This is a genomic window from Citrobacter sp. U14242 (genome assembly GCF_046555775.1).
Classification (GTDB): domain Bacteria; phylum Pseudomonadota; class Gammaproteobacteria; order Enterobacterales; family Enterobacteriaceae; genus Citrobacter.
Genome location: NZ_JBKGLW010000007.1, coordinates 277,545 through 301,364 on the forward strand (window position 1 = coordinate 277,545; position 23,820 = coordinate 301,364).

At 52.6% G+C, this 23,820-nt stretch carries 21 protein-coding genes and 1 pseudogene; 14 read left to right on the forward strand and 8 right to left on the reverse strand.

Annotated elements, in window-relative coordinates; genetic code table 11:
* The first annotated feature begins 8 nt into the window (after nt 1-8).
* The 3 genes from fhuC to fhuB are packed head-to-tail and all read left to right on the forward strand — an operon-like array spanning nt 9 to nt 3,675.
* Nucleotides 9-806 carry a Fe3+-hydroxamate ABC transporter ATP-binding protein FhuC gene (gene fhuC / locus ACLJXE_RS13920; protein ID WP_410751190.1) on the forward strand — a complete coding sequence of 266 codons (798 nt, stop codon included), beginning with the start codon at nt 9-11 and terminating at the stop codon, nt 804-806.
* A complete protein-coding gene (fhuD, locus tag ACLJXE_RS13925; protein WP_410751191.1) occupies nt 806-1,696 on the forward strand; it encodes a Fe(3+)-hydroxamate ABC transporter substrate-binding protein FhuD in 891 nt (296 codons plus the stop codon). The genes fhuC and fhuD overlap by 1 nt, the downstream gene beginning before the upstream one ends.
* On the forward strand, nt 1,693-3,675 hold the full coding sequence (gene fhuB / locus ACLJXE_RS13930) for a Fe(3+)-hydroxamate ABC transporter permease FhuB (protein ID WP_410751192.1): 1,983 nt from the start codon (nt 1,693-1,695) through the stop codon (nt 3,673-3,675). The genes fhuD and fhuB overlap by 4 nt, the downstream gene beginning before the upstream one ends.
* Before the next feature lie 36 nt (nt 3,676-3,711).
* Here fhuB and hemL read toward each other — a convergent pair whose 3' ends face one another.
* Nucleotides 3,712-4,992: a glutamate-1-semialdehyde 2,1-aminomutase gene (gene hemL, locus ACLJXE_RS13935; RefSeq protein WP_410751193.1), complete on the reverse strand. Its 1,281-nt coding sequence runs from the start codon at nt 4,990-4,992 to the stop codon at nt 3,712-3,714.
* Nucleotides 4,993-5,160: 168 nt separating this feature from the next.
* Here hemL and clcA point away from each other — a divergent pair, with 168 nt between their 5' ends.
* The 3 genes and pseudogenes from clcA to erpA all read left to right on the forward strand — a co-directional run bounded on the left by clcA (nt 5,161) and on the right by erpA (nt 7,008).
* Complete coding sequence (clcA, locus tag ACLJXE_RS13940; protein WP_410751194.1) at nt 5,161-6,582, forward strand: H(+)/Cl(-) exchange transporter ClcA; 1,422 nt, start codon at nt 5,161-5,163, stop codon at nt 6,580-6,582.
* A 23-nt stretch (nt 6,583-6,605) separates the two neighbouring features.
* A pseudogene (gene yadW / locus ACLJXE_RS13945) lies at nt 6,606-6,671 on the forward strand (small protein YadW).
* Nucleotides 6,664-7,008: an iron-sulfur cluster insertion protein ErpA gene (gene erpA, locus ACLJXE_RS13950; RefSeq protein ID WP_003018581.1), complete on the forward strand. Its 345-nt coding sequence runs from the start codon at nt 6,664-6,666 to the stop codon at nt 7,006-7,008. The pseudogene yadW and the gene erpA overlap by 8 nt, the downstream one beginning before the upstream one ends.
* 100 nt (nt 7,009-7,108) lie before the next feature.
* Here the strand turns inward: erpA and ACLJXE_RS13955 are convergent, their stop codons facing one another.
* The 3 genes from ACLJXE_RS13955 to mtnN are packed head-to-tail and all read right to left on the reverse strand — an operon-like array spanning nt 7,109 to nt 9,261.
* Complete coding sequence (locus ACLJXE_RS13955) at nt 7,109-7,732, reverse strand: TRIC cation channel family protein (protein WP_410751195.1); 624 nt, start codon at nt 7,730-7,732, stop codon at nt 7,109-7,111.
* A gap of 37 nt (nt 7,733-7,769) precedes the next feature.
* Nucleotides 7,770-8,570 (reverse strand): vitamin B12 ABC transporter substrate-binding protein BtuF, encoded by an 801-nt coding sequence (gene btuF, locus ACLJXE_RS13960; protein ID WP_410751196.1) that lies wholly within the window; start codon nt 8,568-8,570, stop codon nt 7,770-7,772.
* Nucleotides 8,563-9,261 carry a 5'-methylthioadenosine/S-adenosylhomocysteine nucleosidase gene (gene mtnN / locus ACLJXE_RS13965; protein ID WP_005132132.1) on the reverse strand — a complete coding sequence of 233 codons (699 nt, stop codon included), beginning with the start codon at nt 9,259-9,261 and terminating at the stop codon, nt 8,563-8,565. Before mtnN ends, btuF begins: the two co-directional genes overlap by 8 nt.
* Before the next feature lie 83 nt (nt 9,262-9,344).
* Here mtnN and dgt point away from each other — a divergent pair, with 83 nt between their 5' ends.
* The 3 genes from dgt to cdaR all read left to right on the forward strand — a co-directional run bounded on the left by dgt (nt 9,345) and on the right by cdaR (nt 13,733).
* A complete protein-coding gene (gene dgt, locus ACLJXE_RS13970) occupies nt 9,345-10,862 on the forward strand; it encodes a dGTPase (RefSeq protein WP_410751197.1) in 1,518 nt (505 codons plus the stop codon).
* 129 nt (nt 10,863-10,991) lie between these two features.
* The gene (gene degP / locus ACLJXE_RS13975) at nt 10,992-12,425 is read left to right on the forward strand and encodes a serine endoprotease DegP (RefSeq protein ID WP_410751198.1); all 1,434 of its coding nucleotides are present in this window, start codon (nt 10,992-10,994) and stop codon (nt 12,423-12,425) included.
* Nucleotides 12,426-12,575: 150 nt separating this feature from the next.
* Nucleotides 12,576-13,733: a DNA-binding transcriptional regulator CdaR gene (gene cdaR, locus ACLJXE_RS13980; RefSeq protein ID WP_410751199.1), complete on the forward strand. Its 1,158-nt coding sequence runs from the start codon at nt 12,576-12,578 to the stop codon at nt 13,731-13,733.
* Nucleotides 13,734-13,833: 100 nt separating this feature from the next.
* On the opposite strand, the gene ACLJXE_RS13985 is transcribed toward cdaR, so the two are convergent.
* The 4 genes from ACLJXE_RS13985 to map all read right to left on the reverse strand — a co-directional run bounded on the left by ACLJXE_RS13985 (nt 13,834) and on the right by map (nt 18,766).
* Nucleotides 13,834-14,220, reverse strand: a complete 387-nt coding sequence (locus ACLJXE_RS13985) for a DUF3461 family protein (protein WP_005132126.1) — start codon at nt 14,218-14,220, stop codon at nt 13,834-13,836.
* A gap of 109 nt (nt 14,221-14,329) precedes the next feature.
* Nucleotides 14,330-15,154, reverse strand: a complete 825-nt coding sequence (gene dapD, locus ACLJXE_RS13990) for a 2,3,4,5-tetrahydropyridine-2,6-dicarboxylate N-succinyltransferase (protein WP_039030312.1) — start codon at nt 15,152-15,154, stop codon at nt 14,330-14,332.
* 31 nt (nt 15,155-15,185) lie between these two features.
* Complete coding sequence (gene glnD / locus ACLJXE_RS13995; RefSeq protein ID WP_286630802.1) at nt 15,186-17,858, reverse strand: bifunctional uridylyltransferase/uridylyl-removing protein GlnD; 2,673 nt, start codon at nt 17,856-17,858, stop codon at nt 15,186-15,188.
* 113 nt (nt 17,859-17,971) lie between these two features.
* On the reverse strand, nt 17,972-18,766 hold the full coding sequence (map, locus tag ACLJXE_RS14000; protein WP_271442001.1) for a type I methionyl aminopeptidase: 795 nt from the start codon (nt 18,764-18,766) through the stop codon (nt 17,972-17,974).
* Nucleotides 18,767-19,216: 450 nt separating this feature from the next.
* On the opposite strand from map, the gene rpsB reads away from it, so the two are divergent.
* The 5 genes from rpsB to ispC all read left to right on the forward strand — a co-directional run bounded on the left by rpsB (nt 19,217) and on the right by ispC (nt 23,789).
* Nucleotides 19,217-19,942: a 30S ribosomal protein S2 gene (gene rpsB, locus ACLJXE_RS14005; protein WP_286630803.1), complete on the forward strand. Its 726-nt coding sequence runs from the start codon at nt 19,217-19,219 to the stop codon at nt 19,940-19,942.
* Between the two features lie 134 nt (nt 19,943-20,076).
* Nucleotides 20,077-20,928, forward strand: coding sequence for a translation elongation factor Ts (gene tsf, locus ACLJXE_RS14010; RefSeq protein ID WP_005132116.1), 852 nt, complete (start codon nt 20,077-20,079; stop codon nt 20,926-20,928).
* 145 nt (nt 20,929-21,073) lie between these two features.
* The gene (gene pyrH, locus ACLJXE_RS14015) at nt 21,074-21,799 is read left to right on the forward strand and encodes a UMP kinase (RefSeq protein ID WP_005132114.1); all 726 of its coding nucleotides are present in this window, start codon (nt 21,074-21,076) and stop codon (nt 21,797-21,799) included.
* 139 nt (nt 21,800-21,938) lie between these two features.
* Nucleotides 21,939-22,496 (forward strand): ribosome recycling factor, encoded by a 558-nt coding sequence (frr, locus tag ACLJXE_RS14020; protein ID WP_005132113.1) that lies wholly within the window; start codon nt 21,939-21,941, stop codon nt 22,494-22,496.
* A gap of 96 nt (nt 22,497-22,592) precedes the next feature.
* Nucleotides 22,593-23,789, forward strand: a complete 1,197-nt coding sequence (gene ispC, locus ACLJXE_RS14025; protein ID WP_410751200.1) for a 1-deoxy-D-xylulose-5-phosphate reductoisomerase — start codon at nt 22,593-22,595, stop codon at nt 23,787-23,789.
* The last annotated feature ends 31 nt before the right edge of the window (nt 23,790-23,820 follow it).

Consider the following 23,820-nt stretch of genomic DNA (forward strand, 5'->3'; position numbering starts at 1 on the left):
TGGCCGCTATGCAGGAAAACAGATCCCATCCCGACACCACTTTTGCGTTGAGTAACGTCTCCTTTCGTGTGCCTGGCCGCACGCTTTTGCATCCCCTCTCGTTAACGTTTCCCGTGGGAAAAGTGACTGGCCTTATCGGTCATAACGGCTCTGGTAAATCGACCTTATTGAAGATGCTGGGACGTCATCAGCCTCCTTCAGAAGGCGATATTCTGCTCGACGAGCAGCCGCTTGAGAACTGGAGCAGCAAAGCATTTGCCCGTAAGGTCGCTTATTTACCGCAGCAATTGCCGCAGGCGGAAGGGATGACGGTGCGTGAACTGGTGGCGATTGGTCGTTATCCCTGGCATGGGGCGCTGGGACGTTTTGGCGTGACTGACAGAGAGAAAGTGGAAGAGGCAATTACGCTTGTTGGGCTCAAACCGCTGGCGCATCGCCTGGTGGATAGCTTGTCGGGTGGCGAGCGTCAGCGTGCGTGGATCGCCATGCTGGTGGCACAAGACAGCCGTTGTCTGCTGCTTGACGAACCGACCTCGGCGCTGGATATCGCACATCAGGTTGATGTTCTGGCGCTGGTGCATCGCTTGAGCCAACAACGTGGATTGACGGTGGTTGCCGTACTGCATGATATCAACATGGCGGCCCGCTACTGTGATTATCTGGTGGCGCTGCGTGGTGGCGAAATGATTGCTCAGGGGACGCCAGCAGAATTAATGCGCAGCGAAACCCTGGAACTGATTTACGGCATCCCGATGGGCATTTTGCCGCATCCGGCCGGTGCCGCACCCGTGAGTTTTGTCTATTAATGATTGGATTACCTCATCTTTCCCGTCGACGACTGCTAACGGCAATGGCGCTATCGCCGCTACTGTGGCAAATGAATACAGCCCGCGCGGCGGCGGTTGATCCACAGCGTATTGTCGCGCTGGAATGGCTTCCGGTTGAGCTGCTGCTGGCGCTGGGTATTGCACCTTACGGTGTCGCGGATATTCTAAACTACAAATTGTGGGTCAACGAACCTGTGCTACCGGACTCCGTCATCGATGTCGGATTACGTACTGAACCGAACCTCGAACTGCTGACCGAAATGAAACCCTCATTTATGGTCTGGTCGGCTGGTTACGGTCCGGCACCTGAGAAGCTTGCACGTATTGCGCCGGGTCGTGGCTTTAACTTCAGCGATGGCAAAAAGCCGCTGGCGGTTGCACGTCAGTCATTGCAAGAACTGGCGCAGTTGTTGAATCTGCAGACCACTGCCGAACGTCATCTGTCGCAGTACGAACACCTGATTGCCAGCCTGAAACCGCGCTTTATTCAGCGAGGTTCCCGGCCATTACTGCTGATGACCCTGCTCGATCCTCGCCATATGCTGGTATTTGGTCCTAACTGCTTGTTCCAGGAAGTGCTGGATGAGTACGGGATCTGCAACGCCTGGCAGGGTGAAACCAACTTTTGGGGCAGCACCGCGGTAGGGATCGATCGGCTTGCCGCCTACAAAGATGTTGATGTGCTGTGTTTTGATCACGGTAACAGCAAGGATATGCAAGCACTGATGTCCACACCGTTGTGGCAGGCGATGCCGTTTGTCCGTAGCGGGCGTTTTCAGCGCGTCCCTGCCGTCTGGTTCTATGGTGCCACGCTATCGGCTATGCACTTCGCGCGCATCCTTGATAATGCGCTGGGAGGCAAAGCGTGAGTAAACGTATTGCGTTGTTCCCGGCGCTTCTGCTCACGATTCTGTTTATCGCGGCCTGTTGGCTCACCGGGGTTAACTTCTCCGCTGCTCTGCCGCGTAGCCAGTGGCAACAGGCAATCTGGTCACCGGATATCGATGTCATTGAGCAGATGGTGTTCCATTTCAGTCTGCTGCCGAGGTTGGTCATCGCGTTACTGGTGGGAGCCGGGCTGGGACTGGTTGGTGTGCTGTTTCAGCAGGTACTGCGTAACCCGCTGGCGGAACCGACTACGCTGGGTGTTGCAACCGGGGCGCAACTGGGCATCACGGTGACTACGCTATGGGCTATTCCTGGCGCACTGACGACACAATTTGCGGCGCTGGCAGGGGCTTGTATCGTTGGGGCGCTGGTGTTTGGCGTCGCCTGGGGCAAACGACTTTCTCCTGTGACGTTGATCCTCGCGGGCCTGGTGGTCAGCCTGTACTGTGGCGCGATTAATCAATTGATGGTGATTTTCCATCACGATCAGCTACAAAGCATGTTTTTGTGGAGCAGCGGAACGCTGACCCAAACCGACTGGAGCGGGGTGCAAAGACTGTGGCCGCAACTGGTGGGGGGCGTGATGTTGACGCTGCTGTTACTACGTCCAATGACGCTCATGGGACTGGATGACGGTGTGGCGCGTAATCTCGGTCTGGCGCTCTCATTGGCGCGACTGGCGGCATTAACGCTGGCGATTGTGCTGAGTGCCTTGCTGGTTAACGCGGTGGGGATTATCGGTTTTATCGGCCTGTTTGCACCGCTGCTGGCGAAAATGCTCGGCGCGCGGCGTTTGCTGGCGCGTCTGATGCTGGCCCCGCTGATTGGTGCACTCATCCTCTGGCTCTCCGATCAAATTATTTTGTGGCTCACTCGCGTGTGGATGGAAGTTTCCACCGGTTCGGTAACAGCGTTGATTGGCGCGCCGCTACTGCTGTGGTTGCTGCCGCGTCTGAAGAGCATAAGTGCGCCGGATATGAATGCCAGCAACCGTGTCGCCGCTGAGCGCCAGCACGTGCTGATGTTCGCACTGGCTGGGGGCGCAATATTGTTGCTGACGGTTGTGGTTGCGTTGTCATTGGGTCGTGATGCTCACGGCTGGAACTGGGCCAGTGGCGCAATGCTGGATGAACTGATGCCCTGGCGCTGGCCGCGCATCCTGGCTGCACTGGTGGCTGGTGTAATGCTGGCTGTGGCGGGCTGTATTATTCAGCGTTTGACCGGTAATCCGATGGCCAGCCCGGAAGTGTTGGGGATTAGCTCTGGTGCGGCTTTCGGCGTCGTACTGATGCTGTTTCTGGTGCCCGGAAACGCGTTTGGCTGGTTGCTGCCGGCGGGGAGTCTCGGTGCGGCGGTGACGCTGTTAATCATTATGGTTGCCGCCGGACGTGGAGGTTTCTCTCCGCACAGGATGCTGTTGGCGGGGATGGCGCTCAGCACCGCTTTCACTATGTTGCTGATGATGCTGCAGGCAAGCGGCGATCCACGCATGGCGGGCATTCTGACCTGGATGTCCGGTTCGACCTATAACGCTTCCAGTGAACAGGTTTTGCGTACCGGCATTGTGATGATCATTCTGCTGGCGATAACGCCGTTGTGCCGCCGCTGGTTGACGATTCTCCCGTTAGGGGGGGACACTGCACGGGCTGTCGGTATGGCATTAACGCCGTCGCGTGTTGGCTTACTTATGTTGGCTGCGGGTCTGACCGCGACGGCGACCATGACCATTGGGTCGTTGAGCTTTGTGGGGCTGATGGCGCCGCATATCGCGCGGATGTTAGGTTTTCGACGTACGATGCCGCATATGGTGATATCCGCGCTGGCGGGGGGCGTGCTGCTGGTGTTTGCCGACTGGTGCGGCAGAATGGTGCTGTTTCCGTATCAGATCCCGGCGGGATTACTGTCGACGTTTATTGGTGCGCCGTACTTTATCTATTTGTTGAGAAAGCAGAGTCGGTAATGTAAACGCCTCGCCTTAACAGGCGAGGCGAATGGATCACAGCTTCGCAAACACCCGACGCGCGGCGTCGATGGTGTTATTGATATCTTCTTCGCTGTGCGCGACAGACATAAAGCCTGCTTCAAAGGCGGACGGTGCCAGGTAAACGCCTTCATCCAGCATCATATGGAAAAAGCGCTTAAAGCGTTCAACGTCGCAGGACATCACGTCCTGATAGCAGGTTACGGTTTCTGCATCAGTGAAGAAAATCCCGAACATCCCGCCGACATGGTTAACCACCAGTGGAATATTGGCTTCCTGGGCGGCTTCCAGCAGGCCTTCCGCCAGGCGCGTCGTCAGTTCGTTCAGCGTCTCATGAATCCCCGGCTGGGCGACTTCATTCAGACAGGCGAATCCTGCCGCCATCGCAATCGGGTTACCTGAAAGTGTTCCCGCCTGGTAAACCGGACCGGTTGGGGCCAGTGCGTCCATCACATCACGACGACCGCCGAATGCGCCAACAGGCATCCCGCCACCGATGATTTTACCCAGGCAGGTCAGATCCGGCACGACACCGTAGTAATCCTGCGCGCCCGCCAGTGCGACGCGGAAACCGGTCATCACTTCATCGATGATCAACAGCGCACCAAACTCGTCACACAGCGCACGCAGGCCTGGCAGGAATTCTGGCAGCGGCGGGATGCAGTTCATGTTACCCGCAACCGGTTCAACGATAATACAGGCGATCTCCTGCGGATACTGCTCGAATGCCGCACGAACCGAGGACAGATCGTTATAGGTACAAGTCAGGGTATGCTTCGCAAAATCCGCCGGAACGCCCGGAGAGTTTGGCTGGCCAAGCGTCAGTGCGCCGGAACCGGCTTTTACCAGCAGGCAGTCAGCATGACCGTGGTAGCAGCCTTCAAATTTGATGATTTTATCGCGGCCAGTGAAACCACGCGCCAGACGGATCGCGCTCATTGTGGCTTCGGTACCGGAGTTCACCATACGTACCATATCCATGGTTGGCACTAACTCAGTGACCAGCGCCGCCATTTTGACTTCCATCTCGGTCGGTGCGCCGAAGCTTAAACCGCGCTCTGCAGCTTCAATCACGGCATTGCGAATTGCCGGGTGGTTATGACCCAGCACCATCGGCCCCCAGGAGCCGACATAATCGATATAGGCTTTACCATCGACATCATACAGATATGCGCCGTCCGCTTTTTCAATAAACAGCGGAGTACCACCCACGCCAGTAAAGGCGCGAACTGGGGAGTTAACGCCGCCGGGGATAAGTTCGCGTGCTGCGCTGTAGAGGTTTTCAGACTTACTCATGGATGGGGTCCTGGTTCGTAGAAAAAGTAAATGCCCGCTATTCTAGTTATTCAGAGAAGGTTATGAAAGTTTTGCGTATTTGAAACAATACGATTTGCAGGGGATTTTCACGAAACGTGCGAGTAGAATGCCGTTTCCGTATTTGTATTACCAATTAATGATTATCTGATGAAAACAGACACCCCTTCTTTTGAAGCACAACAAATTGTGCGTTTACGGCGCAGGGATCAGATCCGTCGACTCCTTGATCGTGACAAAACGCCGTTGGCGATCCTCTTTATGGCCGCCGTGGTGGGTACAGTGACGGGGTTGGTGGGCGTGGCGTTTGAGAAAGCCGTGACCTGGGTGCAGAATCTGCGTATTGGCGCGCTGGCACAGGTTGCTGACTACGCCGTCCTTGTGTGGCCATTGGCATTTCTTCTTTCTGCACTGCTGGCGATGGTAGGTTATTTTCTGGTGCGTAAATTTGCCCCGGAAGCAGGTGGTTCGGGGATCCCTGAGATTGAAGGCGCATTGGAAGAGCTCCGCCCGGTGCGCTGGTGGCGTGTGCTGCCGGTAAAATTTATCGGCGGTATGGGAACGCTGGGTGCCGGGATGGTGCTTGGCCGGGAAGGGCCAACGGTGCAAATTGGTGGCAATATTGGGCGCATGGTGCTGGATATTTTCCGCATGCGTAGCGCCGAAGCGCGACACACCTTACTGGCAACCGGTGCGGCTGCGGGTCTGTCGGCCGCGTTTAATGCGCCTTTGGCCGGCATTCTGTTTATTATTGAAGAGATGCGACCACAATTTCGTTATAACCTCGTGTCGATCAAAGCCGTATTTACCGGCGTGATTATGTCGAGCATTGTGTTTCGTATTTTCAACGGCGAGGCCCCGATTATTGAGGTCGGGAAACTCTCCAATGCGCCGGTTAATACGCTGTGGTTGTACCTCATCCTTGGGATTATTTTTGGTTGCGTCGGGCCGTTGTTCAATACCATGGTGTTGCGTACCCAGGATATGTTTCAACGCTTCCACGGTGGTGAAATTAAAAAATGGGTGCTGATGGGCGGCGTGATCGGCGGCCTGTGTGGGATCCTCGGTTTGATTCAACCTGAAGCGGCAGGCGGTGGATTTAATCTGATCCCGATTGCTGCGGCGGGCAATTTTAGCGTGGGTCTGCTGCTGTTTATCTTTATCGCCAGAGTTATCACTACGCTGCTGTGCTTCTCATCCGGTGCGCCTGGTGGGATATTTGCCCCGATGCTGGCATTAGGCACATTGCTGGGAACGGCATTTGGCATGGCTGCAGCGGCCTCTTTTCCGCAGTATCATCTGGAGGCGGGGACGTTTGCTATTGCCGGGATGGGAGCATTGCTGGCCGCTTCGGTGCGTGCGCCGTTAACGGGTATTGTGCTGGTGCTGGAAATGACGGATAACTATCAGCTCATTTTGCCAATGATTATTACCTGTCTTGGCGCAACACTATTAGCCCAGTTTATGGGCGGAAAACCGCTATACTCGACTATCCTTGCCCGCACACTGGCTAAACAGGAAGCGGAGCAGGCGGCAAAAAGCCAGAGTACCGCCACGGGCGAGAATACTTGAACGAAATACCAGGGTATTAGATAATGGCCTCAACCATTGGGTTATAATTTGCCCAATTGCCAATGTCGTTTGGAGCAAAATATGAGTGATGACGTAGCGCTGCCACTGCAATTTACTGAAGCAGCAGCCAATAAAGTAAAAAGCCTGATCGCAGATGAAGATAACCCAAATCTGAAATTACGCGTGTATATCACCGGCGGTGGTTGCAGCGGTTTCCAGTACGGTTTTACCTTTGATGATCAGGTAAATGATGGTGATATGACCATTGAGAAGCAAGGTGTTGGTCTGGTGGTTGATCCGATGAGCCTGCAGTATCTGGTAGGTGGTGCGGTTGATTACACCGAAGGTCTGGAAGGTTCTCGCTTTGTTGTGACTAACCCGAACGCCAAAAGCACCTGCGGGTGTGGTTCCTCTTTCAGCATCTGATTGCTGTTCGTTATGCCGGATGGCGACGCAAGCGTCTTATCCGGCCTACAGGAAAGATGTTGTAGGCCCGATAAGCGTAGCGCCATCGGGCAAAACAATATCAACGTCCATTATCATCCAGCGCAAACGTCGGCAATTTCAAATGCCAACGAATGGCGGCAAGCCGAATCAGCAGGGTAACGACCATCCCCATCATACTGGCGTTTTCCAGCGACACATTAAAGGTATAAAACGCGGTGGCGTGGACGATGCCGCCAATGATGCATGCGGTAGCGTAGATTTCGGTACGTAATATCATCGGCACTTCACGTGCTAACACATCGCGAATAATTCCGCCGCCTACACCGGTAATGACCCCCATACAAATTGCCACCAGTGGTCCGGTTCCTGCGAGAAACGCTTTATTCACGCCAATACCCACGAACACCGCCAGACCTACGGCATCCAGCACCGGAAGGATCCATTTCGCTAAGCGTCTTGGCTGACGCACCAGCACGATCGTCAACATACTGGTGATCATTGCCACCACCAGATCGGTAGGATCTTTAACCCAGAATACGGGGCCGTTATCCAACGCCATATCGCGGATCGTACCGCCACCGACGGCGGTTACCACGCCTAAGACCAGAACGCCGAAGGGGTCCATACGCAGTTTTCCGGCAAGCAATACGCCAGAGATAGCAAATACCGCGGTACCGACAATATCCAGCCAATAGACGAGCATCTTTAAATCCTCACAACAAACCTGGTGGGGGCAGGCGCTAATTTACTTGTGAAAGCGCATTACAGAGTTGTTTTGCGGCGAGGATAATACGCGGGCTCGCGCGTTCAAACCAGTCACTATCAAGAGTAATAACCGGGATTTTTAGCTGATTTCCCCAGTATTGCTCAATTTTAAGAATTTCGCCTGAACCACCGGTAGCAACAATTGCCTGAGGGGCTCTTGCCAGGACCTGTTCGCGGCTGACCTGTGGCCATGGAACCCGGCTGCCGGAAAAGATGTTTTCTCCACCACATACCTCAAGAACCTGGTTTTGAATGGAACCTTTTCCACTGGTAAACAGAGGATTTGCGCCAAACTGGAGAAACACACGTTTTTTCGGTTTGTTGGCATACTGAGATTTTAGTAAAGCATACTCATCAAGCAAGGTTTGCGCTGCTTGCTTTGCCTGTTCAGGCCTGGGGCTCCATGGCGCAAGTTGACGCAATGCATCAGCGACTTGCTCGATGGTGACGGCATCCACCCAGATGACCTTAATTCCCAGAGCGATCAGTTGATTGACCTGCCGCTCAGCATTCCCTCCGCGCCAGGCAATAACCAAATCGGGTTTGAGCGCCACAATGCGTTCCAGATTCATGCCTTGCCAGGTCGAGACCTCTTCAATATTTTTGGCCTCAGGCGGGTAGTTTGAATAACTGCTGACGCCAACGGGGGTAATACCGGCGGCGAAGGCCAGTTCAGTGTTGGCTGGGGAAAGTGAAATCACGCGCGGCGCGGCGTAAAGCCACGCCGGAAGAGTGAAAAGCAGGGCGACCAGCGCCCTGGAAATGAAGTTAGCCATGCGCCAGTTTCTGCACCAGCGTTTCAACCATCAGGCTTGACTGTTTCGCGGCAACGACCAGGAACTCGTCAAAGCTGAGATGGGACTGCTGATCGGCGACGTCAGAGATAGCGCGAACGACAACAAACGGCACGTTAAAGTTGTGACACACGTGCGCAATTGCGGTTGCTTCCATCTCAACGGCAATCGCCTGTGGGAAGTTATGCTGAATTTTTGCCAGACCAACGGAACCGTTAATGAAGGCATCGCCGCTGACGATCAGTCCACGGACGGCGTTCAGATTGAGTTCGGCAATGCAGGATTCCGCTGCAGCAATCAGTGCCGGGTCGGCTTTAAAACCGGCCGGGCAGCCCGGTAGCTGGCCAAATTCATAGCCGAATGCGGTGACGTCAGCATCGTGATAGCGCGCTTCGTCAGATACCACGATATCACCCACTTTTAGCGTAGAAGCCAGGCCACCCGCTGAACCGGTATTGATGATGGCATCTGGCTTGCAGTGTTCAAGCAGCAGCGTAGCGCCCAGCGCCGCAGCCACTTTACCGATGCCCGATTTCAGTAGCGCAACCTCAGTGCCGTTCAGTTGGCCGGTGTAAATTTCACAACCGCCAAGAGCGATTGTCTGACGGTTTTCGATTTTGTCACGCAGCAGCGTAACTTCTTCTTCCATTGCACCAATGATGCCGATTTTCATAGATTTACTCGCGATAAGCCAGATTTGAGGGCATAGTCTATCATGCGCTTAAGGGGTAGCGCATTTCTCAGGCGGGAGAGGACATGGCACAGATCGATTTCCGAAAAAAAATAAACTGGCATCGTCGTTACCGTTCGCCGCAGGGCGTGAAATCTGAGCATGAGATCCTGCGTGTTTTCGAAAGCGACCGTGGGCGCATTATCAATTCTCCGGCTATTCGCCGACTGCAGCAAAAAACCCAGGTCTTTCCGTTGGAGCGTAACGCGGCGGTGCGTACGCGCCTGACGCACTCGATGGAAGTTCAGCAGGTAGGACGTTATATCGCCAAAGAGATCCTTAGTCGACTGAAAGAGCAAAAACTGTTGGAGCCGTTCGGCCTGGATGAGTTGACCGGTCCCTTTGAAAGCATCGTCGAAATGTCCTGCCTGATGCATGACATCGGCAATCCGCCGTTTGGTCACTTTGGCGAGGCAGCAATTAATGACTGGTTTCGCCAGCGACTCTATCCGGCTGATGCTGAAAGTCAGCCCTTAAGTGACGATCGCTGCCTGGTGCCAGCGTTACGTTTACGTGAAGGTGAAGAGTCGCTCAATGATATTCGCCGCAAGGTACGTCAGGACCTGTGCCATTTTGAAGGCAATGCGCAGGGCATTCGGTTGGTGCATACCCTGATGCGCATGAACCTGACCTGGTCGCAGGTGGGGGGGATTTTAAAATATACGCGCCCGGCATGGTGGCGTGGAGATACGCCGGCAACGCATAACTATTTAATGAAGAAACCGGGATATTACCTTTCCGAGGAACCGTATATTGAGCGGTTACGTAAAGAATTATCTTTAGCACCTTACAGTCGCTTTCCACTAACCTGGATTATGGAAGCAGCGGACGATATCTCTTATTGTGTGGCTGACCTGGAGGATGCTGTTGAGAAAAGAATCTTCAGTGTCGAGCAGCTTTACCATCATCTGTATGAGGCGTGGGGGCATCATGAAAAAGGTTCCCTGTTTAGTCAGGTTGTTGAGAATGCCTGGGAAAAATCTCGCTCAAATACATTAAGTCGCAGTACGGAAGATCAGTTCTTTATGTATTTACGCGTTAACACGCTGAATAAACTGGTACCGTATGCCGCTCAGCGTTTTATTGATAATTTACCGCAAATTTTTGAGGGGAGTTTTAATCACGCTTTATTAGAAGATGCCAGTAGCTTCAGTCAGTTGCTTGGGGTTTATAAAAATGTAGCGGTAAAACATGTGTTTAGCCATCCAGATGTGGAGCAACTGGAATTGCAAGGCTATCGGGTTATCAGTGGGCTTCTGGAAATCTACCAACCACTGTTAAAAATGTCATTATCCGACTTTAGCGGGCTGGTTGAGCACGAAAGATTAAAACAGTTCCCTATCGAATCACGATTATTTCAAAAATTATCTACCCGTCATCGCCTTGCTTATGTTGAGGCGGTCAGTAAAATATTGCCGGGTAGTGCCGAGTTCCCGGTTATGGAATATTATTACCGCTGCCGTTTAATTCAAGATTATATCAGCGGGATGACTGACTTGTATGCCTGGGATGAATATAGACGGCTGATGGCGGTAGAACAATAAATACTCATTTGTAAAGACGGACAATAAAATTTTACTTTTTCCTTAAACTTCATTCTGGAACTTAGCGCTATAAAACGACTCTGAGGTATACAGCAATTTTGCGTGACCTGTTAATCGAGAACGAAACACATGAAAAAAACCACATTAGCAATGAGTGCACTGGCTCTGAGTTTAGGTTTGGCGTTGTCCCCCCTGTCTGCAACGGCGGCTGAGACAGCGTCTTCAGCAACAACTGCCCAACAGATGCCAAGCCTGGCCCCGATGCTCGAAAAAGTGATGCCATCGGTGGTGAGTATTAATGTCGAGGGGAGCACGACGGTCAATACGCCGCGTATGCCGCGTAATTTCCAGCAGTTCTTCGGTGATAACTCTCCGTTCTGCCAGGACGGTTCTCCGTTCCAGAGCTCACCGTTCTGCCAGGGTGGCGCTCCGGGTGCTGACAACGGCGGCGGACAGAAGCAGAAATTTATGGCGCTGGGGTCTGGCGTCATCATTGATGCCGCGAAAGGATATGTTGTGACCAACAACCACGTGGTCGATAACGCCACGGTGATCAAGGTTCAACTGAGCGATGGTCGTAAGTTTGACGCGAAGATCGTCGGAAAAGATCCGCGTTCTGATATCGCGCTGATCCAGATCCAGGACCCGAAAAACCTGACGGCAATTAAGCTGGCAGATTCTGATGCGCTGCGCGTGGGTGATTACACTGTGGCGATTGGTAACCCGTTTGGCCTCGGTGAAACGGTGACTTCAGGTATCGTTTCTGCACTGGGGCGTAGTGGCCTGAATGCCGAAAACTATGAGAACTTTATCCAGACGGATGCGGCGATCAACCGCGGTAACTCTGGTGGTGCGTTGGTTAACCTGAATGGTGAGTTGATCGGGATTAACACCGCGATCCTCGCGCCGGACGGCGGCAACATCGGGATCGGTTTTGCTATCCCTAGCAACATGGTGAAAAACCTGACTTCGCAGATGGTTGAGTTCGGCCAGGTTAAACGCGGTGAGCTGGGTATTATGGGGACTGAGCTGAGCTCTGAGCTGGCGAAAGCGATGAAAGTTGATGCCCAGCGTGGGGCATTCGTCAGCCAGGTTATGCCGAACTCTTCTGCAGCGAAAGCCGGTATCAAAGCTGGTGACGTGATTACATCACTGAACGGTAAACCAATCAGCAGCTTCGCTGCACTGCGTGCGCAGGTCGGCACAATGCCAGTGGGGAGCAAAATTAACCTTGGCCTGCTGCGCGACGGTAAGCCGGTAACGGTGAACCTGGAACTGCAGCAGAGCAGCCAGACTCAGGTTGATTCCAGCTCTATCTTCAAAGGTATTGAAGGTGCGGATATGAGCAACAAAGGCCAGGACAAAGGTGTCGTGGTAAGCGATGTGAAACCGAATTCGCCGGCGGCACAGATTGGCCTGAAGAAAGGGGATGTCATCATTGGTGCGAACCAGCAACCGGTGAAAAATATCGCGGAACTGCGCAAAATTCTCGACAGTAAACCCGCTGTTCTGGCGCTGAACATTCAGCGTGGCGACAGCTCCATCTATCTGTTGATGCAGTAATCCCTCTGAACCCCTTCCCATATCAGGGAAGGGGTTTCTTTTTGTGATACCTACCACAACTCCATACTTCTCTCTTCTGCTTTGTGCATTTGCACAATGTCGTAGCCTGTTTTCTTCCCTATGCTTGAGCACTGCTCACAGGAGGGCTTTATGGCTGGCTGGCATCTCGATACCAAAATGGCGCAGGATATTGTGGCGCGCACGATGCGCATCATTGATACCAATATCAACGTAATGGATGCCCGTGGGCGGATCATTGGCAGTGGCGATCGCGAACGTATTGGTGAATTGCACGAAGGTGCGCTGCTGGTACTCTCACAGGGCCGGGTAGTCGATATTGATGATGCGGTAGCGAGACATCTGCACGGCGTGCGGCAGGGAATAAACCTGCCGCTGCGGCTTGAAGGCGAAATTGTTGGCGTTATTGGTTTAACCGGTGAGCCGGAGCATTTGCGTAAGTACGGTGAACTGGTGTGTATGACTGCCGAAATGATGCTGGAGCAGTCGCGTCTGATGCATCTGCTCGCTCAGGACAGTCGTCTGCGCGAAGAACTGGTGATGAACCTGATTCAGGCTGAAGAGAACACCCCAGCGCTGGTGGAATGGGCGCAGCGGCTAGGTATAGATCTGAACCAGCCACGTGTGGTAGCAGTGGTGGAGGTCGACAGCGGTCAGCTTGGTGTAGACAGCGCCATGGCTGAACTACAGCAATTACAAAATGCGTTGACGACACCAGAACGAAATAATCTGATTGCAATTGTTTCACTGACTGAGATGGTGGTTCTGAAACCCGCGCTGAATCAGTTTGGCCGCTGGGATGCAGAAGATCATCGCAAGCGCGTTGAACAACTGATCGCCCGTATGAAAGAGAACGGACAGCTACGTTTTCGCGTATCGCTGGGCAACTATTTTACCGGGCCGGGCAGCATTGCCCGCTCGTATCGCACCGCGCGTACGACGATGATGGTGGGTAAGCAGCGCATGCCGGAAAGCCGCAGCTATTTTTACCAGGATTTAATGTTGCCGGTACTGTTAGACAGCCTGCGTGGTGGCTGGCAGGCTAATGAGCTGGCCCGTCCGTTGGTACGACTGAAAGCGATGGATAACAACGGTTTGCTGCGCCGGACATTAGCGGCATGGTTTCGCCACAATGTACAGCCGCTGGCGACCTCAAAGGCGCTATTTATCCACCGCAATACGCTTGAATATCGCCTGAACCGTATTTCAGAACTTACCGGGCTGGATCTGGGGAATTTTGACGATCGACTGCTGCTATATGTGGCGTTGCAACTGGATGAGCAGCGGTAGAAGATAAGGGGCTTGCTGGCCTGACAAGCGTAGCGCCATCAGGCAAAAATGCCGGGCGGCGGCTTCGCCTTACCCGGCTTACGAATACATTCACATGCGATTATTTACGCGTCAGCTTTTCCAGATCGGCTTCGATTTCGCTGATCTTGTTGGTCACGACGCTTTCCAGATGACGTAAATCATCGAGGATCTTGCGTTTAAGATCGACTTCACTGCGATCGCGCTGGCAGATCTGATCCAGCTCATCGATCACATAGCGCAGGTTTGGACTGATCTCCTGCACTTCTTTGTAGCCCTGACCGATGCCATCGGCGACCACTGTTTTACGCTGACGGGGATATTTGAACTTCACGCTCTTGGCAAAAAACTCGCCTTTATCCTTTTGGAAATAGATTTTCAGGATATCGTTGTTGGCTTCTTGCCGCAGGCTGTAACGATCGATCTCTTCAGGATTAGTAATGCCCAGACTTTTCAGATTGTCATACATAGCGGTACCCTTAAGCTTACTATAACCATTGAATAATTAACGAAAAGCCTTGTTTATGCCACCCGCAGATGTAAAAAAAGCGGGCGAAGCCCGCTTTTTCAAATTGCTGTTAGTCGATGGTACGTAACAGTTCGTTGATACCCACTTTGCCACGCGTTTTAGCGTCGACTTTCTTCACGATAACCGCGCAGTACAGGCTGTATTTGCCATCTTTCGACGGCAGGTTGCCGGAAACGACAACAGAACCCGCCGGTACGCGGCCATAATGCACTTCACCCGTTTCACGATCGTAAATACGGGTGCTTTGACCGATATACACGCCCATCGAGATGACGGAACCTTCTTCGACAATCACGCCTTCCACGACTTCAGAACGCGCACCGATGAAGCAGTTATCTTCGATGATGGTCGGGTTTGCCTGTAATGGCTCCAGCACACCGCCGATACCAACACCGCCGGACAGGTGAACATTCTTACCGATTTGCGCACAAGAACCTACGGTCGCCCAGGTATCAACCATCGTACCTTCATCAACATATGCACCAATGTTAACGTAAGACGGCATCAGCACGGTGTTACGCGCGATAAATGCCCCCTGACGCACGGCCGCAGGCGGAACCACGCGGAAGCCTTCTTTCTGGAAGCGTGCTTCATCGTAGTCGGCAAATTTCATCGGCACTTTATCGAAGTAGCGGCTTTCCGCACCATCGATAACCTGATTATCGTTAATACGGAAAGAGAGCAGGACCGCTTTTTTCAGCCACTGATGGGTGACCCACTGGCCGTCAATCTTTTCTGCGACACGCAGGGCACCGGAATCCAGTAAAGAAATAACCTGATTAACCGCTTCACGGGTTACGGTATCCACATTTGCCGGAGTGATGTCGGCACGACGCTCAAAAGCGGACTCAATAACGTTCTGTAACTGCTGCATTGTTAAACTCTTTCCATAATAAATAAAAACATTACCCTTTATCGTTTGGATTGAGGGCCTCTGTCAACCGTTGATGTACTTCCTGCTGCAGCTCATTATTAAGGGCACGCCGGTCGGCGGTGGCGATTATGAATAAATCTTCTACTCGCTCGCCAATAGTTGTAATTCGGGCGCCATGCAGCGAAATTCCCAGATCGGCAAAAATCTGCCCGACTCGCGCCAGTAGTCCTGGTTGATCGAGTGCGATAAGTTCGAGGAATGACTTACGGTCGGTATGGGTCGGCAGAAAAGTCACCTCGGTATCGACGGTAAAGTGACGTAATTTTGCCGGTTGACGACGCGGTTGTGGTGGTTGCCAACTGCGTTGAGTAATGGCTTGTTCCAACCCAAAACGGATCGCTTCGTGCCTGTCTGACGACAGCGGACTGCCGTCTGGCTCCAGAACGATGAACGTATCCATCGCCATTCCATCACGGGTGGTGAAAATCTGTGCATCGTGAACGCTAAGATTACGTCTGTCCAGCTCGGCGCAGACGGCCGCAAACAGGTAGGGGCGGTCCGGACTCCAGATGAAAATCTCCGTTCCGCCTCGCGTAGCCTGCGGGCTGAGTAAAATTAGCGGTTTGCTCAGATCGTGCTGTAGCAAATGGCGTGCATGCCAGGCCAGCTGATTTGGGCTGTGGCGCACAAAATAGTTGGCGCGACAGCGTGACCAGATATGGTGCAGCGCTTCTTCGTCAATGTTGTCCATGCGCAGCAACGCCAGCGCCTGAAGCTGATGATGGCGCACACGCTCGCGCATATCCGGTGTATTTTGCATGCCACGACGCAGCTGTTTTTCCGTGGCGAAATATAATTCGCGCAGCAGGCTTTGCTTCCAGCTATTCCATAGTGTTTCGTTAGTGGCGCAGATATCGGCGACGGTCAGGCAGACCAGGAAGCGCAAACGGTGTTCCGTTTGTACTTCTTCGGCGAATTGCTTAATCACCTCCGGATCCTGAATATCACGGCGCTGAGCAGTCACCGACATCAACAGATGCTGGCGTACCAGCCACATAACCAGATTCGTTTCGCGGGAGTTGAGTCCGTGTAATTCGGCGAACTTAAGCACGTCCTGCGCCCCCAGAATAGAGTGATCGCCGCCACGACCTTTGGCGATATCGTGGAACAGCGCAGCAATCAGAATGAGTTCCGGTTGACGCAAGCGCGGCCACAGATCCACACACAGCGGATGACGCTGGCGGGTCTCTTCCTTGGCAAAACTTTCCAGTTTCAGCATTACGCGGATAGTGTGCTCATCCACCGTATAAGCATGAAACAGGTCAAACTGCATTTGACCGACAATATGTGACCACTGCGGCATATAGGCCCATAACACGCTGTGGCGATGCATTGGCAACAGGCCGCGACTCACTGCGCCGGGATGGCGCAACATGCTGAGAAATAGCGAGCGCGCTTCCGGAATGTAGCACAGCGGTTGAGTTAAATGACGGCGGGCGTGACGCAAATGACGCAGTGTGGTGGAGTAAATTCCGGTGATCGCGCTATTGCGCACCATGGTGTAAAACATCCGCAAAATAGCTTCGGGTTCGCGAATAAACAGGTCGTCATTGCGTAGGTCAATCAATGTGCCACGCAGTTGAAAGTCGTCATCAATTGGGCGCGGTTTTTCATCGGCCGGCATGGCGAGAATCGCCTCGTCAAACAACTGGAGCAGCATGTGGTTCAGTTCACTCACTCGCCGCGTGACCCGGAAATAGTCTTTCATCATCCGCTCGATCGGCTCATTGCCTTCACCGCCATAATTGAGGCGTTGAGCCACGCTGAGCTGTCGATCAAACAGCAGACGGTTGTCGTAACGGTTCACGATCAGATGCAATGCAAAGCGGATCCGCCACAGAATATGCAAACATTCATTCAGTTCGGCGCGCTCCGCCAGCGTCAGGAAGCCGAAGCCGACCATCTCATCCAGCGACGTGGCACCAAAATGACGGCGGGCTACCCATTGCAGGGTGTGGATGTCGCGCAGCCCACCTGGACTGCTTTTGATATCCGGCTCCAGATTGTAGCTGGTGCCATGATAGCGCTGGTGGCGTTGATTTTGCTCTTCTACTTTGGCCGCGTAAAATTTATCGGATGGCCAGAAACCTTCGCTGAAAATATGCTTTTGCAGCTCAAGGAACAACGCGACATCGCCAATCAGCAGTCGTGTTTCAATCAGGTTGGTGGCGACGGTTAAATCTGACAGTCCTTCCAGCAGACACTCTTCCAGCGTACGCACGCTGTGGCCTACCTCCAGCCGCACATCCCACAATAGCGTTAATAACTCGCCGACTTTCTCCGCCTGCGCGTCAGGCAGTTTTTTACGGCTAAGGATCAGCAGGTCAATATCGGAAAGTGGATGCAGCTCACCACGCCCGTAGCCGCCAACGGCAACCAGCGCCAGATCGGCAATCTGACCGAAACCTGCTTCAATCCACAGGCGCTGCAGCAACTGGTCAATAAATTCGGTGCGGGCTTCGATTAACTGTTCAGCGGAAATTCCGCTGTCAAATGCCTCCCCCAACCAGTGCTGGAAATTATCGATATGGGCTTTAATGCCGGTACAGTTGAGGTCGTGCTGTGGCCATGTCCCTGGGTTTTGCGGTTGGCCAGGCAGGGTGGGGAGGGCAGTATTTGCGTGCTGTTCAGGAAGAGTATTCATTGTGCGCCACCCATTAAAAAGCCGGATGACGGCGTGAACGCCTTATCCGGCCTACGAAGTAGTGCAATTTGTAGGCCTGATAAGATGCGGGAGCATCGCCATCAGGCAAAAAATTATGCGTCGTGTGTGATGACTGCCGGGATGGTGTCATCCTTGCGTAATGTCAGAATTTCACAGCCGTTTTCCGTTACCACAATAGTATGCTCGTACTGAGCAGACAAGCTGCGGTCTTTGGTTTTCACCGTCCAGCCGTCCTTCATGGTGCGGATGCGGTAATCACCGGCATTCAGCATCGGTTCTACGGTGAAGGTCATGCCCGGCTGCAGTACCACGCCGCCGTCGTCTGCATCGTAGTGCAGAACCTGAGGTTCTTCATGGAAGCCGCGACCGATACCGTGGCCGCAGTATTCACGTACCACAGAGAAGCCTTCACCTTCTGCGTATTTCTGAATGGCAGCACCCAGGGTACGCAGGCGAATACCCGGTTTTACCATGCGCAGTGCCAGATACAGGCTTTCCTGCGTTACGCGGCATAGACGCTCGCCAAGAATGGTCGGTTTACCGACGATAAACATTTTGGACGTATCGCCGTGGTACTCGTCTTTAATCACGGTGACGTCGATGTTGACGATATCACCCTCTTTCAGATGCTTAGCGTCATCCGGGATCCCGTGGCACACGACTTCATTAATAGAGATGCACACGGATTTCGGATAACCGTGATAACCCAGGCACGCGGAAATCGCCTGCTGTTCATTCACGATGTAGTCGTTACAGATGCGATCCAATTCGCCGGTGCTCACGCCCGGTTTGATAAATGGTTCGATCATCTCCAGCACTTCGGCTGCCAGACGGCCAGCGACGCGCATTTTTTCGATTTCTTCAGGGGTCTTAATTGAGATAGCCATGAATTCTGTCCATCAGTGTCGATTATTTCGACAATAATTGTGTAAGTGTCGTCAATGGTATCAGTCTGGGGTGTACCCTGCCAAATTGAGAATCATTCTGAACTTCGCCTTTCGTGCCACAGATGCGTTGGCTACATTTGTTCACTCCAGTCACTTACTGGTCGTAAGCTCCCGGGGATTCAAAAATTTGCCGCCTGTCTGTAACACGAAATTCATTGTTCAATACAGCACAGACCGCCAACAATTATTGGTGTCGGTGGCGTATTTGTGGTATAAAGCGCGCCGGACTTCCGATCCATTCGAAGACTACACACGATGGACGGGAGCGACAAATCTCACTTTGTGTAACAACACACACGTATCGACACATATTCCGGGGTGCCCTTTGGGGTCGGTAATATGGGATGCGTGGAGGCTTAACCCCAACTTTTATATATAGAGGTTTTAATCATGGCAACTGTTTCCATGCGCGACATGCTCAAGGCTGGTGTTCACTTCGGTCACCAGACCCGTTACTGGAACCCGAAAATGAAGCCGTTCATCTTCGGTGCGCGTAACAAAGTTCACATCATCAACCTTGAGAAAACTGTACCGATGTTCAACGAAGCTCTGGCTGAACTGAACAAGATCTCTGCTCGTAAAGGTAAAATCCTTTTCGTTGGTACTAAACGCGCTGCAAGCGAAGCGGTGAAAGACGCTGCTAACAGCTGCGATCAGTTCTTCGTGAACCATCGCTGGTTGGGCGGTATGCTGACTAACTGGAAAACCGTTCGTCAGTCCATCAAACGTCTGAAAGATCTGGAAACTCAGTCTCAGGACGGTACTTTCGAAAAGCTGACCAAGAAAGAAGCGCTGATGCGCACTCGTGAGCTTGAGAAACTGGAAAACAGCCTGGGCGGTATCAAAGACATGGGCGGCCTGCCGGACGCTCTGTTCGTAATCGATGCTGACCACGAGCACATTGCTATCAAAGAAGCAAACAACCTGGGTATCCCGGTATTTGCTATCGTTGATACCAACTCTGATCCGGACGGTGTTGACTTCGTTATCCCGGGTAACGACGACGCAATCCGTGCTGTGACCCTGTACCTGGGCGCTGTAGCTGCTACCGTTCGTGAAGGCCGTTCTCAGGATCTGGCTTCCCAGGCGGAAGAAAGCTTCGTAGAAGCTGAATAATAAGGCACGCTCGTTAGAGCCCCCTTATAAACCAGGTAGTATCACGTTTGGTTAGGGGCCCCTCAGGCCCCTTTTTCACTTTTAAATCTGTGCGGTTTCATGCCGGGCAGATCAAATCTTCCGAGGATTTTAGAATGGCTGAAATTACCGCATCCCTGGTAAAAGAGCTGCGTGAGCGTACTGGCGCAGGCATGATGGATTGCAAAAAAGCACTGACTGAAGCTAATGGCGACATCGAGCTGGCAATCGAAAACATGCGTAAGTCCGGTGCTATCAAAGCAGCGAAAAAAGCAGGCAACGTGGCTGCTGACGGCGTAATCAAAACCAAAATCGACGGCAATATCGCTTTCATTCTGGAAGTTAACTGCCAGACTGACTTCGTGGCTAAAGATGCTGGTTTCCAGGCATTTGCTGACAAAGTACTGGACGCTGCCGTTGCTGGCAAAATCACTGATGTTGAAGTGCTGAAAGCACAGTTCGAAGAAGAACGTGTTGCTCTGGTTGCTAAAATCGGTGAGAACATCAACATTCGTCGCGTTGCTTCCCTTGAAGGCGAAGTTCTGGGTAGCTACCAGCACGGTGCTCGTATCGGTGTTCTGGTTGCTGCAACTGGCGCTGATGAAGAACTGGTTAAACAGCTGGCAATGCACATCGCTGCAAGCAAACCAGAATTCGTTAAGCCGGAAGACGTTTCTGCTGAAGTAGTAGAAAAAGAATACCAGGTTCAGCTGGACATCGCGATGCAGTCTGGTAAGCCGAAAGAAATCGCAGAGAAAATGGTTGAAGGCCGCATGAAGAAATTCACCGGTGAAGTTTCTCTGACTGGTCAGCCTTTCGTTATGGAACCGAGCAAATCTGTTGCTCAGCTGCTGAAAGAGCACAACGCTGACGTAACTGGTTTCATCCGCTTCGAAGTGGGTGAAGGCATCGAGAAAGTTGAGACTGACTTTGCAGCAGAAGTTGCTGCGATGTCCAAGCAGTCTTAATTTTAAAAGGAGCCGCCTGAGGGCGGCTTCTTTTTGCGTCCGACTTGTAAATTCAGCTAAGCGCTCTAGTGGCAAGGCTGAAAAGCGACATACAATGTCGCTGGAATTAACTCATCTCATTCGTTGACAGTCTCAGGAAAGAAACATGGCTACCAATGCAAAACCCGTCTACAAACGTATTCTGCTTAAGTTAAGTGGCGAAGCTCTGCAAGGTTCAGAAGGCTTCGGTATTGATGCAAGCATACTTGACCGTATGGCTCAGGAAATCAAAGAGCTGGTCGAGCTGGGAATCCAGGTTGGCGTAGTGATCGGTGGTGGTAACCTGTTCCGTGGTGCTGGTCTGGCGAAAGCAGGGATGAACCGCGTCGTGGGCGACCACATGGGCATGTTAGCCACCGTAATGAACGGTCTGGCGATGCGTGACGCACTACACCGCGCCTATGTGAACGCTCGCCTGATGTCCGCAATTCCTCTGAACGGTGTGTGTGATAACTACAGCTGGGCAGAAGCGATCAGTCTGCTGCGTAACAACCGCGTGGTTATTTTGTCCGCCGGTACTGGCAACCCGTTCTTCACTACCGACTCCGCAGCTTGCCTGCGCGGTATTGAAATTGAAGCCGATGTGGTTCTGAAAGCCACTAAAGTTGATGGTGTGTTTACCGCTGATCCAGCTAAAGATCCAACGGCAACCATGTACGAGCAGCTGACCTATGCTGAAGTACTGGATAAAGAACTGAAAGTGATGGATCTGGCTGCGTTCACGCTGGCTCGTGACCACAAATTACCGATTCGTGTCTTTAACATGAACAAACCGGGTGCGTTGCGCCGTGTTGTCATGGGTGAAAAAGAAGGCACGTTAATCACGGAATAATTCCCGTTGCGGCTAAATGCAGGTAATATTCCGCTTTAATGTCGCGGGATACTTCCCTCAAAATTAATCAAGACTATACTTGTCACACCTTGTGTAGTGGGTATGGTCTGACTGAAACCAGCTTTCAAGGATTCGTAACGTGATCAACGATATCAGAAAAGATGCTGAAGTACGCATGGACAAATGCGTCGAAGCATTCAAAAATCAAATCAGCAAAATTCGCACGGGTCGTGCTTCTCCCAGCCTGCTGGATGGCATTATCGTGGAATATTACGGCACGCCGACTCCGCTACGCCAGCTGGCAAGCGTAACGGTTGAAGATTCCCGTACCCTGAAAATCAACGTGTTTGACCGCTCTATGGGGCCGGCTGTTGAGAAAGCGATTATGGCTTCCGACCTCGGTCTGAACCCAAGCTCAGCGGGCTCTGACATCCGCGTTCCGCTGCCGCCGCTGACCGAAGAGCGTCGTAAAGATCTGACCAAGATCGTACGTGGTGAAGCTGAAGGCGCGCGTGTTGCTGTGCGTAACGTACGCCGTGATGCCAACGACAAAGTGAAAGCGCTGTTGAAAGATAAAGAGATCAGCGAAGATGACGATCGCCGTTCTCAGGACGACGTACAGAAACTGACCGATGCTGCAATCAAGAAAGTGGATGCGGCGCTGGCAGAGAAAGAAGCGGAACTGATGCAGTTCTGATTCGCCTGTACGCTAAAAACGCCGCTTAGAAGGCCTGAGAAGGCTGGATGGCGGCGTTTTGCTTTTTTATCCTGTCTCAATTCTTCTGGATGTCTCATGAAGCAATTAACCATCCTGGGCTCAACCGGCTCTATTGGTTGCAGTACGCTCGATGTAGTACGCCATAACCCGGATAAATTTCGTGTTGCTGCGTTGGTAGCGGGTAAAAATGTCGCCCGTATGGTGGAGCAATGTCTGGAGTTTTCCCCCCGCTACGCGGTGATGGATGACGAAAAAAGTGCAGCGCTGGTGAAATCCGCATTGCGGGATCATGGAAGTCGTACCGAGGTGATGTGCGGGCAGCAGGCTGCCTGTGATATGGCTGCGTTGGATGATGTCGATCAGGTCATGGCGGCGATAGTCGGCGCGGCAGGTTTGTTGCCAACACTTGCGGCAATCCGCGCGGGCAAAAACATTTTGCTGGCGAATAAAGAGTCTCTGGTAACCTGCGGGCGTCTGTTTATGGACGACGTGAAACGGCATAAAGCGCGGCTTTTGCCGGTAGATAGCGAACATAACGCGATTTTTCAGAGTTTACCGCAACCTGTCCAACACAATCTGGGATACGCTGACCTTGAGCAAAACGGCGTTGTGTCTGTTCTGCTCACCGGGTCTGGTGGCCCTTTCCGTGAAACGCCATTGCACGATCTGGCTTTAATGACGCCCGATCAGGCATGCCGTCATCCGAATTGGTCGATGGGACGAAAAATCTCTGTCGACTCCGCCACCATGATGAATAAAGGTCTGGAATACATTGAAGCGCGTTGGTTATTTAATGCCAGTGCAAGTCAGATGGAAGTGCTGATCCATCCACAGTCGGTTATTCATTCGATGGTCCGTTATCAGGATGGTAGCGTCCTGGCCCAGTTGGGTGAGCCTGATATGCGCACACCTATCGCCCATACGATGGCATGGCCGGAACGTGTGAGCTCTGGCGTTAAGCCTGTCGATTTTTGCAAACTCAGTGCGTTGACGTTTTCCGCACCTGATTATCAGCGTTATCCGTGCCTGAAACTTGCGATGGACGCGTTTGAGCAAGGGCAAGCGGCGACAACGGCGCTGAACGCCGCGAATGAAATTACCGTTGCCGCATTTTTGGCGCAACAAATTCGATTTACCGATATCGCCGATCTCAATTTATCCGTACTGGATAAGATAGATTTGCAGGAACCGCAGAGCGTTGATGATGTGCTGAGGGTCGATGCCATTGCCAGAGATGTCGCGACAAAACAAGTGACACGACTCTCAAGCTGATGATAATCCCTCTGTGGGGGATCGTGCTATT

Bases quoted from the DNA above. Each gene is read 5' to 3' on its own strand.
- degP (WP_410751198.1), top strand. From the start codon at position 10,992: ATGAAAAAAACCACATTAGCAATGAGTGCACTGGCTCTGAGTTTAGGT.
- fhuC (WP_410751190.1), top strand. From the start codon at position 9: ATGCAGGAAAACAGATCCCATCCCGACACCACTTTTGCGTTGAGTAAC.
- hemL (WP_410751193.1), bottom strand. From the start codon at position 4,992: ATGAGTAAGTCTGAAAACCTCTACAGCGCAGCACGCGAACTTATCCCC.
- ACLJXE_RS13985 (WP_005132126.1), bottom strand. From the start codon at position 14,220: ATGTATGACAATCTGAAAAGTCTGGGCATTACTAATCCTGAAGAGATC.
- erpA (WP_003018581.1), top strand. From the start codon at position 6,664: ATGAGTGATGACGTAGCGCTGCCACTGCAATTTACTGAAGCAGCAGCC.
- ACLJXE_RS13955 (WP_410751195.1), bottom strand. From the start codon at position 7,732: ATGCTCGTCTATTGGCTGGATATTGTCGGTACCGCGGTATTTGCTATC.
- fhuD (WP_410751191.1), top strand. From the start codon at position 806: ATGATTGGATTACCTCATCTTTCCCGTCGACGACTGCTAACGGCAATG.
- btuF (WP_410751196.1), bottom strand. From the start codon at position 8,570: ATGGCTAACTTCATTTCCAGGGCGCTGGTCGCCCTGCTTTTCACTCTT.
- dapD (WP_039030312.1), bottom strand. From the start codon at position 15,154: ATGCAGCAGTTACAGAACGTTATTGAGTCCGCTTTTGAGCGTCGTGCC.
- dgt (WP_410751197.1), top strand. From the start codon at position 9,345: ATGGCACAGATCGATTTCCGAAAAAAAATAAACTGGCATCGTCGTTAC.
- map (WP_271442001.1), bottom strand. From the start codon at position 18,766: ATGGCTATCTCAATTAAGACCCCTGAAGAAATCGAAAAAATGCGCGTC.
- mtnN (WP_005132132.1), bottom strand. From the start codon at position 9,261: ATGAAAATCGGCATCATTGGTGCAATGGAAGAAGAAGTTACGCTGCTG.
- cdaR (WP_410751199.1), top strand. From the start codon at position 12,576: ATGGCTGGCTGGCATCTCGATACCAAAATGGCGCAGGATATTGTGGCG.
- glnD (WP_286630802.1), bottom strand. From the start codon at position 17,858: ATGAATACTCTTCCTGAACAGCACGCAAATACTGCCCTCCCCACCCTG.
- ispC (WP_410751200.1), top strand. From the start codon at position 22,593: ATGAAGCAATTAACCATCCTGGGCTCAACCGGCTCTATTGGTTGCAGT.
- rpsB (WP_286630803.1), top strand. From the start codon at position 19,217: ATGGCAACTGTTTCCATGCGCGACATGCTCAAGGCTGGTGTTCACTTC.
- tsf (WP_005132116.1), top strand. From the start codon at position 20,077: ATGGCTGAAATTACCGCATCCCTGGTAAAAGAGCTGCGTGAGCGTACT.
- clcA (WP_410751194.1), top strand. From the start codon at position 5,161: ATGAAAACAGACACCCCTTCTTTTGAAGCACAACAAATTGTGCGTTTA.
- pyrH (WP_005132114.1), top strand. From the start codon at position 21,074: ATGGCTACCAATGCAAAACCCGTCTACAAACGTATTCTGCTTAAGTTA.